The following is a 14461-nucleotide window of genomic DNA, read 5'->3' on the forward strand; positions in this document are numbered from 1 at the left end:
TACCGCTAAGCGCTTCCTTTATATTCTACCGGGTTTGTAGCACCACTTTTCTTCACGGGTGAGGCAGAATCTGAGGATTATAGAATCTGTCGTTGACGCAGAATATCGAGCAAATCCTGCGATTTTTCAGCATCAACTTTTCGGATGAACCACTTGCCTGACGCATCAATCTTCTCAAGGTCACCGCTATGTAGAAGAGCAGGGTTCTCGCGTTCAGGATCCCAATCAATGTAATGGTGGTAAACCTTGTTCTCTTCCTTCATAGTTCCAGGAACAAGCTGACCATCGGTATCCCAGTTGGTAGCATGTTCCTTCGCAGAAGAATTCAGGAGAGCAGTGGCACCCCAAATCTCATCAGAAACGTGGGTTTTCCGCAAGAACTTTTGCATAGCCTTGCCCTGATTGGAATCAAGGAATTTCACCATTGCCAGCGCTCCTTCACGAGAAACAACCCAAGAAGAAGAGCCACGGTAAAACTGCACCGGATACTTCATGCGAGGCCGACGAGAGTAGTATACGTCCCAAAGTTTCTGAACCAGGGCGTACACCTTATTGCCCAAACGCGCCTTCAAGTCATAGGAACGCGGGTACTTCAAAACAGTATAGAACTGCGTACCAGGTGCCATTGCGTAGAAGTTCATCCAGCATCGGTCACGGTTCTCTTCTCGGCCTAGGTACTCAATGTATTCAGTGAGCGGACGAGCCGGATAATCTTGGCCAGACAAGAAAATATAGTGATGAGCGTCGGGGTAGGTTTGCAGAGCCTCACGCAGCAGAACCTGCATAGCACGTGTCAGGGAATAACCTCCCCAGTTAACGTTAAACCGGCGGCTTACAAAATGAGCATCAGCAGTTTCAAATTCCTGCAAATTAGCTTTTTTATCAATAAAAGCGACTGTTTCTCCACCCGAGTTTTTAATGATTCGGGTGAGTTCAAGAAATTGCTGAGGTCGCGAATGGGCGAGGATCATAAAACATACAGTCATGACAGTCCTTTAAGAAATTGAGTGGAAAGATCTGGGTGTCCTATCAAGGCATAAAAAATAAGGCCGCACCGCAACTACCAGTCATGAATCACATCACGAGATAGTCAGGTACGACCCGATTAGCCGAGCAGAGAGCACCAGTTAGCTCATAGGCTTAAGCCGTCAATTGACGCATTAAACCAGTTGAAAGTATGAAGCGTGAGTGAGTATATACCCAATATTATATGCCTCTGACAAGGAAAAACCGGGCCGACCCACAATACATAACGTGATGAATTACCTCACGATGTATTGGGATCGACCCGGCCTGTTCAGGGAAGTTCAGCAGAGCATCCCCTTATAAGCTTTCAAGCGTCATTATGCCTTGAAACGGGGGAATGCGGACTTGCCAGCGTAAACAGCTGCGTCGCCCAGCTCTTCCTCGATGCGCAGCAGCTGGTTGTACTTAGCAACGCGCTCGGAACGTGCGGGAGCACCGGTCTTGATCTGGCCAGCGTTGGTTGCAACAGCCAGGTCAGCGATGGTGACGTCCTCGGTCTCACCGGAACGGTGAGAAACCATGCAACGGTACTCGTGGCGCTGTGCCAGCTCCATTGCATCCAGGGTCTCGGTCAGCGAACCAATCTGGTTCACCTTCACGAGCAGAGCGTTAGCTGCGCCCTCTTCGATACCGCGAGCCAGACGCTCGGGGTTGGTCACGAACAGGTCGTCACCGACGATCTGGACCTTGTCACCGATCTGCTCGGTCAGGGTCTTGTAGCCCTCCCAGTCGTTCTCATCCAGGGGATCCTCAATGGAAACCAGGGGGTACTTTGCAACGAGGTCAGCGTAGTATGCGCTCATCTCAGCTGCGGACTTCTTCTGGCCCTCGAACTCGTATGCGCCGTCGTTGTAGAACTCGGAGGATGCAACGTCCAGTGCCAGTGCAACCTGCTCGCCCGGCTTGTAGCCAGCCTTCTCGATTGCCTCAACGATCAGGTCCAGTGCAGCTGCGTTGGACTCCAGGTTGGGTGCGAAACCACCCTCGTCGCCCAGGCCGGTTGCCAGGCCGCGGTCGTGCAGCACGGACTTCAGGGAGTGGTAAACCTCAACACCTGCGCGCAGAGCGTCAGAGTAGTTGTCGAAGCCGATGGGAGCAATCATGAACTCCTGGATGTCAACGTTGGAGTCTGCGTGAGAACCACCGTTGAGGATGTTCATCATGGGGACGGGCAGAACGTGAGCGTTCGGGCCGCCGAGGTACTTGTACAGGGGCAGGTCAGCGGACTCAGCAGCTGCCTTAGCAACAGCCAGGGAGACACCCAGGATTGCGTTTGCGCCCAGCTTGCCCTTGTTGTTGGTTGCATCCAGAGCAATCATGGCTGCGTCAACAGCGCGCTGGTCGGAAGCCTCAATGCCGATGACCTCTTCAGCGATTTCTTCGATAACAGACTTCACTGCGCCCAGAACACCCTTGCCCAGGTATACGGACTTGTCGCCATCGCGGCGCTCAACAGCTTCCCACTCACCGGTGGATGCGCCCGAGGGCACAGCTGCGCGTGCGAAAGCACCGTCTTCGAGCAGAACCTCAACCTCAACGGTCGGGTTGCCACGGGAATCCAGGATCTGGCGTGCGTGAACTGCGGTAATAACAGCCATGAATTGTTCTCCTTATGAGATGTCAAGGATGTGAACGGCTCACCCGGTAGTGGACAAGTCGCGTCCCCTAAATTCTAGCAAAACTCCCACACAAACACACTAGTTGCCACCGCTTTTTTATTGCCTTAATGAAGGTCTAGATAACCCTTAGTCAGGCGCTACAAAGCGGAACAAGACCCACACTCCCCCACATTGTGAGGGTGTGGGTACTCGACCAAAGCACAACATGAGCCCAAATGCCGGGGCATGTGCCACGAGCATCCTCACGGTTGCCCAACACAACCCCAAACAAACAGAAGGCGCTTTGAAACCTTTCATTCCCTCAGAGAACAGATTTCAAAGCGTCTCACAGAAGAACTCAACCAGCGTTTCTAATAGCTCGGCTCATCATGCGTATGCTGAGCAATATAGCGACGAGTGTACGAACGCAGGGCACGCTCCGGATCCAAACCATTACGCTGTGCGCGGCTCACCAACGCAAAGAGCAGCTCGCCGAATTCCTCTTCAGTGTGCATATAGCGCAGGTCGTCCTCCATGCTCGTGGGCTCCGGCGGCAGAATAATACCCGCCTTACGTGCCTTCACAGCAGTCTTCTCAGCCATAGCGAGCGCCGGCAGATGCGGTGGAATACCATCCAGCGCGCCACGGTCGCTCTTCTCCTTCTTCTTCAACGCATCCCACGCCGCCTGCTGCTCAGCCGCGGTGCGAGGCGCCTCCGAAGAGCCCTCAGACTCAGCCGCAAACACATCGGGGTGGCGCGAACGAAGCTTCTGCACAAGGCCCTCAACCACCTGCACGATGTCGAAGCCCTGCGGGTTTGCCGCAGCAATATCAGAGTGGAACACCACCTGTAGCAGCACGTCGCCCAGCTCCTCACGCAGCAGCGGCATATTCGGCTCGCCGCCGGTTTCTACCGCCTCGACAACCTCGTAGGCTTCCTCCACCAGGTAGCGGATTAGGGAGGCGTGAGTCTGCTCAGCATCCCACGGGCAACCGCCCGGTGCGCGCAACAGCGCCATGGTTTCCACCAGGGTGCCGAAGGCTTCAGCCGCGCGGGCGGCGGTGTCCTGAACGTTCTGCGCCGCAGAAGCCTCAGGAGTATTAGGGGTATCAGTCATAACAATCTTCCTCATCGAAAAAATGACAAACATAGCGCGCCGCGCCGACCCCCACACGGGGAGCCGGCGCGGCGCACCTTACAAGGTTTTAGAGGTTCCAGTGCGAAAGCGCGCTCGTCATATGAGCCGGGATCTTCGAACCCAGACGCGGGAACATGCGCAGCTCCTCAACATAACGCTCAGCATCCAGCGGACGCGGGTAGGTGACAAACGCCTGCTCATTCGCATAATCGAATGCCGCCTGAACCGGCACGCCCGGGGTGAAGGTCAGGCTCATAGCCAGCGGCGAGCCCTCACCCTCGCTGTACGAGTCGGTCTTCAGCGCCGGAATGTCCAGCAGGGTTTCGGGAATCAGCTCGAAGGTACGGACCTGCTCCCAGAAGCCGTTGCGGCGCACGTGGGTCAGGGCGTCGTAGTAGGAGCCGAGGGCACGTACACGAATCAGCACGGTGGTGGCATCCTTTGCGGTGCCGTTCTCGCCGAAGAGGTGCTCGACAACCGGCGCCAGACGCTGAGCGACCTGAGCCTCGGTCAGAACCAGGTTGCCGGCTGCCAGCTGAGTCTCCGAGGGAACCAGCGGGCTCTGCACCGCGGCGGAGGGGGTGTCCGGCTCAGCCACGATGGTGGGTAGCTGGTTGAGCTCGCTCAGCGCGGATGCCGAGATGCTGGAGGAGATACCTGCCGGGGTGCTCTCCGGCAGGGCAACCGGGGTGGTCGCCTCGGAGGCGGGTGCCGCCTCTGCTACCTCTGCTGCCGGTGCTGCCGGGGCAGTCTGAGCGGTAGCCTCGGAGGCGGGTGCAACCGCTACGGGAGCCTCAGCAATCTTAGCCGCGGGGGCCACCTCAACGGTCTTGAGCTCAGCGGCCTTCTCAGCGGGCTCTTCCTGAGCGCCGGTAGCCTTCGCCTCAGATGCCTTTGCCTCGGTAGCCTTCGTAGCGGCGCCGGCAGTGCCCACTGCGGCAGCTGCGGCAAGAGCACCAGCCAGGCCGGGAGCCACAGACGCGCTCTCAGCGGCAGGCTCAACGTCTACGAGGGCAGGTTCCTCGGCGGGCGCTTCAGCGGAAGCAGCGGAGGTTTCCTTCTCGGGCAGCAGTTCAGAGTCATCCAAGAACGCGGGCAGGGCGGGCTCTTCGGAGCTCTCTGCGATCGGCTCATCTGCAGCTTCTTCAACGGGCTGGGTGCGGTCCAGGGTGAAGGACTCAGCAACCACGGGAGCGGCAGCCTTCTGCTCCTCGGCAGCCAAAACTTCCTCAGCCGAAACTTCCTCAGCGGGTGCTTCCTCAGCAACTGCGGGGGCTGTTGCTTCCTCAGCGTCCAGCTTCTTCTGAGCGTTGGCGACAATGGTGGCCAGGGCGGCTTCCATGTCTTCGCCGGGCTCTACAGAGTCCTCGGCAGATGCCTCGACTACCTCAGCGGCAGATTCTTCGGCATGCTCGGTTTCGGGCTCTACGGTAGCCGCACCGAAGACCGGGTCGTTCTCGTAATCGTGCTCGAACTCAGCTTCAACCGGCGCAAACTCAGCCTGGGCAGGCTGGGCGGCAGGCTGGGCAGAAGCTTCAACAGCCTCCTCTACGTCTTCCTTCTCCTGCGCAGAAGCGGCAGAACCAGCCACAGCAGTACCGGCAGCGGCAAGACCTGCAGCAGTCAGCAGACCCGCGGAGGCACCCTCTTCAGCAGTCTCAACTACAGGCTCTTCAGCAGCTTCGGCAGCTGCCTCAGCCTCGTTCGCAGCCTGCTTCTCAGCGAGTTCAGCCTCCAGCTCACGCTCGATAGCCTCACGTTCAGCCTCAACCGGGTCAACACTCTGAACAGCAGCTTCCTGAGGCTCATCCTGCGAGGTAGCCTCAGCGGCCTCAGCGGTCGCAACGGGCTTAGCCTCAACAGCGGCACCTTCCAGCAGGAAGCTCTCGCTAATAGTCTGACCATCCACAGCACCCAGGTACGATGCGTGAACCTCCAGGCCATCACCCAGGCGCGGCTTCAAAGAGACAGCCGCACGGTTCCAGGTTGCGCCGACCTGCTGAGCCTCGGTGTACAGTGCCGCAACGGGTGCAAACCAGTCAACACCGGGCACGACAATGCCGGTTTCAACCTCACGGCCGCGGTGCAGCAGACGGTAGTGCATATCCTCATCAACCTGGCGCAGTTCCAGGCTCATGGTGCCCGAACCGCGGGTGCGCATAAGCTCCGCAAGGCCGTGGAGAGCACGCTGCTCGGGGAGCGCGGGCAGGGTTGCCGCGCCCTCAACGGGCTCGCTCAGGATGATGGATTCGGCAACCAGTTCAGCTTCGTCTTCGCTGAGCTTCTGCTCAGTTTCCTTCAACTCAGCAACGGGCTCCTCAGCGGAGTCATCACGAGCAGCAGACTCGTGCTTCTCTGCTTCCTTCTTATCGATGCCCTCTGCGGTCAGCGCGACGCTCTGAGAGGTACCCTTTTCGGTCTTCTCCTCAGCCTTTTCAGCCTTTTCGGTCTTTGCGGTAGAGGCAACGGCAGCTGCAGCAACTACGGGGGCAGCAACAGCGGAGGCGTCAAAGATCAGCTCTGCGGTGTTCTCTTCTTCAGCGTCGAAGTCCTTAGCCGCGGGCGCTTCAGAGACGGACACGTCATGCTTCTCCTCAACGGATACGGCGGAGAGCAGCTCGGTCTCATCAGAGACCGCGTTTTCTTCCTCAGTAAGTTCAGATGCCAGCAGCTCAGGCGCCTCAACGACAGCCTCAATCGGCTCTTCCTCAGTAGCGGTAGCAGGCTCTACAACTTCTTCTTCACCTGCGGTGAGGTCAACGGTCTCCTCGGATTCGAAGTCTTCAGCAGTCTCAGCAACAGTTGCGGATACCTCAGACACATCGGTGTCCTCAACAGATTCAGTAGCTTCAGCGGGCTCAGGTGCCTCAGTAGTTGCCTTGTCAGCAGCAGTTTCCTCAGCGATCGCCTCATCGGAAGCAACCTCGACAAAGGTCTCCTCTTCGCTGTCCAAGGTGATGCCCAGGCGTGCCGCGTAGGCTGCCGCCAGATCGTCCAGACCGGCGTTCTGCGCCTCGGTCACGGCGGCACGGGTACGGGCTGCCTTCATATCTTCAACGGTATGAATTTCCTCAGCTTCAGATGCAGAATGAGCGTTCTCAGACTTGTTCTCGGAAGCTTCTACAACAGCCTCGACAACCTCAAGCTCTTCGCGGCCCTCTGCCTCGCCTGCAGTATCTGCATCGGCCTCAGCATCTTCAGCATCCTCAGCGGCAGCATCTTCGGTGTTCTGGGCACGCACAGCACGCAGGTGCTCCTCAAAATGGGAACGTGCATCCTCTGCAGCGTCCTTAGGCTCTTGCTCCTCGACAGATGCATCCTCAGCTGCAGACTCTTCGTCATCGCGCAGGAACGCGGGCGTTGCGGGCTGAGCAGCCTCAGCAACCGGCGAAGCGTCTTCTTCAACGTCCTGGGTCTCAGCAGCCTGCTCAACCTCAACAGGCTCCTCAGCCTCCTGGGGGAAAACACCAAGCGCCGCCAACAGGCTACGGCGTTCCTGCTCCTCAGCCTGTTCCTCGGTCAGCTCATCAGCAGCGGAAGATTCTTCAACCTTCTCATCGCCGTGCAAGAGGGCGCGTTTGAGGTCCTCAACAGCGCGGTGCTCTTCGTTCTGCTCTTCATCGTGGTTCTGGTGGCGTGTGCTTTCAGACTTCACGAAGCGGCGCAGGGAGTCCTCCCACTGCTGCTGTTCCATAATCTTCTGGCTCAGTCGCGCATTCTTGGGAGCGTCTTCGCTTACCTGTTCCTTCTGGACCTTAGCAGTTTCGGCACTCTGTTCTTCGCGCGACTGCTCATCCAACTTCTTCTTGCCGATTCCAAAGAAGCTCATTGGGTGTCCTCCTCCGGCGTGCGCCGTGTGATGATGCGCCACCTCCTTCATCCCCCGCAGGTGTGTGGGCACGGGGTCGGAAACATGACGCAAATGTCCTCATAATCCTTTTAATTCTATCGCGTGCATAGAGTTTCACCCCGCTACTCGGTGAGAGGTAACGGGGTGAAACTTCTACACTTTTCAAGGCTTAATGCGGCTATAGAGTCGCGCCTTCAAGACTGCAGAATAAGCTTTCGAAAAGCTCTTTAGCGTGCCTCATCGCGGATGGGGTTCGCTGCCTTCGCAGCCTTCGCCAGCTCAAAACGGACGGCGCGCAGGGCAGTTGCCGCCATGACGCGCACACCAATGCCGATTGCCTGCTCGCTCGGGGCGTAATCGCCCTGGTGCAGATCGTAGGTGGGGTCGCCGGGGGCACGGGTGCCCAGGCGGAACATGGAGCCGGGAACTTCCTGCAGCATCCACGCGAAGTCTTCGCCGCCCATGGACTGCTCAACCAGCACAATGGAGTCTTCGCCCAGTTCGGCGCGAGCCGCGTTCTCCAGCATGGTGGTTTCCAGGTCGGTGTTCACGACCGGGGGCACTCCGCGGATGTGCTCCACACGCGCGGTCACGCCGAAGGGTACGGCAACCTGCTCGATGACTTCATCCAGCATGTTGCCTGCCTGACGCCAAACCTCAACATCCAGGCAACGCATGGTACCCGCCAGGTAGCCCTCGGCGGGAATAGCGTTGGGAGCAACACCAGCACTGACCTGGCCCCAGGCGACCAGCACGCCCGAACGCACGTCGGTGCGGCGGGTCAGCACGGCGGGAACCTGCACAGCAATCTGGCTCATCGCATAGATGAGGTCCTCAGTCAGATGCGGGCGAGAAGTGTGGCCGCCGTGACCGCTCAGATGAATTTTCACGGTATCCGAGGCGCTGGTAATCGCACCGATGCGGGTACCGATCTGGCCCAGGTCCACCTTCGGGTCACAGTGCAGAGCGAAAGCACGCGGAATATCCTTGAGCAGACCCTGCGAAATCATCTGCACCGCACCGCCGGGCAGCTGCTCCTCAGCGGGCTGGAAAAGAATGCGGACGCTACGGCCCAGCGGGGTCTTCTCGTTCAGCTCGTGCAGTGCCAGAGCTACACCGAGCATGACGGTCTGGTGAATATCATGGCCGCAGGCGTGCATCACACCGGGCACGGTGGAGGCGTAGGGCAGGTCTGTCTGCTCAACAATGGGCAGAGCATCAATATCGGCACGCAGAGCCACGGCAAAGGGACCGCTTCCGATATCGACGTAGCAGCCGGTGCCTTCGCAAGCAACAGGATTCATGCCGGCTTCTCGCAGTCGGTTCATGAGGCGCTCAGTGGTCACCACCTCGCGGAAAGAAAGCTCCGGGTTGGCGTGCACTTCGCGGCGGAACTGCACGAGGGTACCCATCATGCGCTCCACCCAGTCATCGAAGACGGGGGTGGACAAATCGTAGCGAGAATTAGCGAAAACCATACACAGTAGAATAACGCCGCCCGCCGGGGTTTACCTACCCGCCGCCCCTTTCTGACAGCCCTCGAGAATATCTATGACTTTATGACAGATTGTGAAGAGTACTCCTGCCCGCCGAAGCCCCGTTCAATGCTCTGCCCCGCGATTTGAAGCCGGTCCTTTTCTGTTAAAAAGATTCAAGCCGCCACCCGGTGTGGGTGACGGCTTGAATCGTCAATGCTGTATCAGCTGATACCGCGTACTCAGATTAGAGCGAGCGGCTCAGGATTGCCTGCTTCACCTCGGCAATAGCCTTGGTGATCTGGATGCCACGGGGGCAAGCCTCGGTGCAGTTGAAGGTGGTACGGCAACGCCATACGCCTTCCTTGTCGTTGAGGATCTCCAGACGCAGGTCGCCTGCATCATCGCGCGAGTCGAAGATGAAGCGGTGTGCGTTCACGATAGCGGAGGGGCCGAAGTACTGACCGTCGGTCCAGAAGACCGGGCAGGACGAGGTACATGCTGCACAGAGGATGCACTTGGTGGTGTCATCGAAACGTGCACGGTCCTCAATGGTCTGCAGGCGCTCACGCTCAGGCTCGTTCGAATCGTTGATGAAGAACGGCATGATTTCGCGGTATGCCTGGAAGAAGGGCTCCATGTCAACGATGAGGTCCTTTTCGCAGGGCAGACCCTTGATGGGCTCAACGGTAATCGGCTTGGTCAGGTCAAGGTCCTTCAGCAGGGTCTTGCAAGCCAGGCGGTTACGGCCGTTGATGCGCATTGCGTCCGAGCCGCAGATGCCGTGTGCGCAGGAGCGGCGGAAGGAGACGGAGCCGTCTACTTCCCACTTGATCTTGTGCAGAGCATCCAGCACGCGGTCGGTGCGGTACATGGTCAGCGGGAATTCATCCCAGTACGCCTCGGAGGAAACTTCCGGGTTGTAGCGACGAATCTTGATGACCACATCGTACGTGGGGATGGAGTCGGAGTCGCCGCCGGTCATACCCTCAAACAGCTTGACGGATTCCGGTTCGGGGAGTTCGTTTTCAGCCATTTTAGTACTTACGCTCCTTCGGCTCGTAGCGGGTGTAGACAACGGGCTTGGTTTCGAATCGCAGGCCCTTGACACCCTCAAACTCGGATTCGGGGTCGAGGTAGACCATCGAGTGCTTCATGAAGTTGACATCGTCACGCTTGGGGAAGTCCTCGCGGTAGTGACCACCACGGGATTCCTTACGGTGCAGCGCGCCAACGGACATGACCTTTGCCAGCTCAATCAGGAAGCCAAGCTCAACAGCCTCAAGCAGGTCGAGGTTGAAGCGCTTGCCCTTGTCCTGGATGGAGATGTTCTTGTAACGCTCTTCCAATTCAGCGATGGTTGCCAGTGCTGCGCGGATGGTCTCGTCGGTACGGAACACCTGCATGTCAGCTTCCATAGCCTTCTGCAGGTCTGCGCGGATAGCGCCGACCTTCTCGGTGCCCTTGCCTTCGAGGATGCCGTTGAGCATGTTGAGAACGCGATCTGCTGCGTCGTCCGGAACCGGTACGAACTCAGCGGATGCTGCGTACTCTGCTGCCTTGCGGCCTGCACGCTTACCGAACACGTTGATGTCCAGCAGGGAGTTGGTGCCCAGACGGTTTGCACCGTGGACGGACACACAAGCAACCTCACCAGCTGCGTAGAGGCCGGGGATGGTCTCTTCGCTGTTGTGGTAGACCTCGGTCTCGTTGTTGGTGGGGATACCGCCCATTGCGTAGTGCGCGGTGGGGAACACCGGGATGGGCTGGTGGTGCGGTTCCACTGCCAGGTAGGTACGAGCGAACTCGGTGATGTCCGGCAGCTTCTCGTCGATGTGCGAGGGCTCCAGGTGGGTCAGGTCCAGCAGCACGTAGTCCTTGTGGGGACCGCAGCCGCGGCCTTCGCGCACCTCGTTTGCCATTGCACGTGCCACGATATCGCGGGGTGCGAGGTCCTTAATGGTGGGTGCGTAGCGCTCCATGAAGCGCTCACCGTCAGCGTTACGGAGAATACCGCCTTCACCACGAGCACCCTCGGTGACGAGAATGCCCAGGCCAGCCAGGCCGGTCGGGTGGAACTGAACGAATTCCATGTCCTCCAGGGGCAGGCCTGCACGCAGTGCGATAGCCATGCCGTCACCGGTGAGGGTGTGTGCGTTGGAGGTGGTCTTGAAGATCTTGCCACAACCGCCGGATGCGAAAATCACGGACTTAGCCTGGAAGACGTGGACCTCGCCGGTTGCCAGGTCGTAGGAGACGACGCCTGCGGGGCGGGGCTTGCCCTCTTCGTCCTTGACCAGGATCAGGTCGAGAACGTAGAACTCGTTGTAGAACTCCACATTGTGGCGAACGCAGTTCTGGTAGAGGGTCTGCAGAATCATGTGGCCGGTACGGTCAGCTGCGTAGCACGCGCGGCGCACAGCAGCCTTACCGTGGTCACGGGTGTGACCGCCGAAGCGGCGCTGGTCAATGCGGCCTTCGGGGGTTCGGTTGAAGGGAAGACCCATCTTTTCCAGGTCGAGCACAGCGTCAATAGCTTCCTTAGCCATGATTTCTGCTGCGTCCTGGTCGACCAGGTAGTCGCCACCCTTGACGGTGTCAAAGGTGTGCCACTCCCAGTTGTCCTCTTCAACGTTAGCCAGAGCGGCGCACATGCCACCCTGTGCCGCACCGGTGTGGGAGCGGGTGGGGTATAGCTTGGTCAGTACCGCGGTGCGAACTCGCTGGCCGGCCTCAATGGCGGCACGCATACCTGCGCCACCGGCACCGACGATCACTACATCGTACTTATGTACCTGCATGATGTTCTTTCTGTGTTTTAGATGTTTTCGTTTGTCTCGGATACGTCGCCGTTAGCGTGCCGAGCAGAAGCTGGGGAGCAGTTCAGCCGCTGCACCGGAGGGGCAGGGGTCGAACGCGAAGATGGTGAGGGTACCAACCAGCAAGACGAATGCGCATGCTGCGAAGAGGATAACCTTCAGCCAAACGCGCAGGCGGTCCTTCTCAGCGTAGTCATCGATGATGACGCGGATGCCGTTTGCACCGTGCAGCATAGCCAGCCAGAGCAGCAGCAGATCCCAGACCTGCCAGAAGGGGTTCGCCCACTTGCCGCCCACGAAGCCGAAGTCGATGGCGTGGATGCCGTCGCCGACCATGAGGTTGGAGAACAGGTGACCGAAAATCAGCACGACGAGTACGACGCCGGACAGGCGCATACCCAGCCAAGCGAACATCTCAAAGTTGTTGCGCTTGGAGGAGGAACGGTTGTACTTTACGCCGTCGATGCGGTTATCGCGCAGACGGGGTACATAGGTGCGGGGCTTGAGCGGAGTAGCCATTGTTTAGTGACCTCCCATGTGCGAGAAAACGATCGGCAGGTGACGTGCGGCGAAGCCAGCAACGGTGATCGCCCAGAGGAAAAGCACAACCCAGAGAATCTTGATGTGCGTGTAGGTTGCCTTCTGGCTGATTTCGACGTTGCCGTCCTTGTTCTTCGCCTGGATGTGCTCCACGTGCGAGTTGGTTGCCTTACCCCAGAAGTCAATGAGGATAATGCGAATACCGTTGAACGCGTGGTAGACGATGGCGGCGACAAGCGCGGTCTCACCCAGACCCATGATGGGGTTCTTGTACAGGCTCAGTACGCCATTGTAGGCCTCCGGGGAGATACGCACGACGGCAGTATCCAGGATGTGTACAAGAAGGAAGAAGAAAATCGCGATACCGGTAATGCGATGAGCAACCCAGGACCACATGCCCCAGCGGCCGCGGTAGAGGGTTCCTTTAGAACCATTCAACACTGAATAACCTCCTGCTGCGACGGCGAGCGTCTGGGTTCTGGTACCGCATTTTTAGGCTCCAGCTTCCAGGCACAGCTGTGTGCTCACCGACTGCTTTTTGTTCGTCTGTTACTTCCAAGATATCAGGTAAATTCACAGCTTACTGACACCCTGTTTAGGGTTTTTTTACAGGTTCTAAAAGGGAATTAGAGCATGTTTTTATTGCGATATCGCCTACTTCCCTGTGTTTGTGCGGGACTTACCTTAACCTAACCTCAAACATCGCCTAAATGAGAGCCATCTGACACTTTTTGTTTAAACCCTAAAAGAATTCGATATATGACAAATTGACCCGCTATTCTTGAAGCGATGAATACTGCACTCACTCGATTCCGCCCGCTTATTCCCGCCGGCGGTGTTGGCTCGCGTTTGTGGCCTCTATCCCGCGCGCACGCCCCGAAGTTCCTGCTCGACCTCACCTCGTCGGGCAATTCCTTGTTGCGTGACACCTACGACCGTCTCATCGATCTCAGCAACGGTTCCGTCATGGTGGTTACCGGTACTTCGCACGCCAATGCGGTCACCCAGCAGATTCCTGAACTGCGTGCCGCTGACCTGGTACTGGAGCCCTCCCCCAAGGATTCGGCTGCAGCTATCGGCCTGGCTTGCGCTATCATCCACCGCCGCGAACCGGACGCCATCATTGGCTCCTTCGCAGCTGACCACGTGATCAGCCCCGTGGATGAATTCCACCGTGTGGTGACCGAAGCTGTCATCACCGCGGCAACCGGCAAGATTGTCACCATCGGTATTACCCCCACCGAGCCCTCCAGCGCGTTTGGCTACATCCACGCCAGCGAGTCCCTGGGTATTGAGGACGCCCCCAACGCTCAGGCTGTGGACACCTTCGTGGAGAAGCCCGATGCCGCTACCGCACAGAAGTACCTGGACTCCGGTGAGTACACCTGGAACGCAGGCATGTTCGTGGCACCGGCGGCTCTGATGCTCAAGCACCTCGAGGCGAACGAGCCCGAGCTGTACGCGGGCATCATGGAAATTGCTAACGCTTGGGACACCCCCGAGCGTGAGGCTGTTATGGACCGCGTCTGGGAGACCCTGCCCAAGACCGCTATCGACTACGCTGTGGCTGAGCCCGCTGCGGCAGCGGGCGACGTTGCAATGGTTCCCGGTTCCTTCAGCTGGGACGATGTGGGAGACTTCGACGCTGTGGCACGCCTGAACACCGAGAAGAGCGGCGAAGAGCTGACCATTCTCGGCGAGAAGGATAACGTTATCAACCACGGTTGTTCCGGCATTATTGTCGCGAATACCGACCGCAAGATCTCTATCCTTGGCCTCGACGATATCGTTGTGGTGGACACCCCCGACGCCCTGTTGGTCGCTCCGCGCTCCAAGGCACAGGCTGTCAAGGATGCAGTGGGTGAGGTCAAGGCGCGAGGCCTGAACAACCTCCTCTAAGTTTTTAGCCCTAAATGTTTAGCTCCGAGTAGGCGCTTGAACCCTACTCGAGCAAAAGACACCTCTAGAAACCGGCTCTCTTCTTTTCGGAAGGGAGCCGGTTTTTTATGCCCTG

10 protein-coding genes are annotated in these 14461 nt (G+C 58.3%); 1 reads left to right on the forward strand and 9 read right to left on the reverse strand.

Annotation, left to right across the window (positions count from 1 at the left end; all coding sequences use genetic code 11):
• Positions 1-77: 77 nt before the first annotated feature.
• The 9 genes from HMPREF2842_RS08310 to sdhC form a co-directional block, all read right to left on the reverse strand.
• Positions 78-986 (reverse strand): beta-1,6-N-acetylglucosaminyltransferase, encoded by a 909-nt coding sequence (locus HMPREF2842_RS08310; protein ID WP_005506839.1) that lies wholly within the window; start codon positions 984-986, stop codon positions 78-80.
• Between the two features lie 357 nt (positions 987-1343).
• Positions 1344-2624, reverse strand: a complete 1281-nt coding sequence (eno, locus tag HMPREF2842_RS08315) for a phosphopyruvate hydratase (RefSeq protein WP_049341512.1) — start codon at positions 2622-2624, stop codon at positions 1344-1346.
• Positions 2625-2995: 371 nt separating this feature from the next.
• Complete coding sequence (locus HMPREF2842_RS08320) at positions 2996-3742, reverse strand: nucleoside triphosphate pyrophosphohydrolase (RefSeq protein ID WP_005506837.1); 747 nt, start codon at positions 3740-3742, stop codon at positions 2996-2998.
• 88 nt (positions 3743-3830) lie between these two features.
• Entirely contained in the window at positions 3831-7592 is a 3762-nt protein-coding gene (locus tag HMPREF2842_RS08325) for an ornithinee aminotransferase (protein WP_070644185.1), read from the reverse strand.
• Between the two features lie 248 nt (positions 7593-7840).
• A complete protein-coding gene (locus tag HMPREF2842_RS08330) occupies positions 7841-9091 on the reverse strand; it encodes an amidohydrolase (protein ID WP_049355854.1) in 1251 nt (416 codons plus the stop codon).
• A 244-nt stretch (positions 9092-9335) separates the two neighbouring features.
• A complete protein-coding gene (locus HMPREF2842_RS08335) occupies positions 9336-10124 on the reverse strand; it encodes a succinate dehydrogenase iron-sulfur subunit (protein WP_005508960.1) in 789 nt (262 codons plus the stop codon).
• Position 10125: 1 nt separating this feature from the next.
• Entirely contained in the window at positions 10126-11889 is a 1764-nt protein-coding gene (sdhA, locus tag HMPREF2842_RS08340; RefSeq protein WP_070542594.1) for a succinate dehydrogenase flavoprotein subunit, read from the reverse strand.
• Positions 11890-11940: 51 nt separating this feature from the next.
• Positions 11941-12426: a succinate dehydrogenase hydrophobic membrane anchor subunit gene (locus tag HMPREF2842_RS08345; RefSeq protein ID WP_005506820.1), complete on the reverse strand. Its 486-nt coding sequence runs from the start codon at positions 12424-12426 to the stop codon at positions 11941-11943.
• A 3-nt stretch (positions 12427-12429) separates the two neighbouring features.
• Positions 12430-12888 (reverse strand): succinate dehydrogenase, cytochrome b556 subunit, encoded by a 459-nt coding sequence (gene sdhC, locus HMPREF2842_RS08350; RefSeq protein WP_005506819.1) that lies wholly within the window; start codon positions 12886-12888, stop codon positions 12430-12432.
• Positions 12889-13236: 348 nt separating this feature from the next.
• Here sdhC and HMPREF2842_RS08355 point away from each other — a divergent pair, with 348 nt between their 5' ends.
• Positions 13237-14346, forward strand: a complete 1110-nt coding sequence (locus tag HMPREF2842_RS08355) for a mannose-1-phosphate guanylyltransferase (RefSeq protein WP_012904083.1) — start codon at positions 13237-13239, stop codon at positions 14344-14346.
• Positions 14347-14461: the final 115 nt, after the last annotated feature.

This window comes from Rothia sp. HMSC069C10 (assembly GCF_001812205.1).
GTDB lineage: Bacteria > Actinomycetota > Actinomycetes > Actinomycetales > Micrococcaceae > Rothia > Rothia mucilaginosa.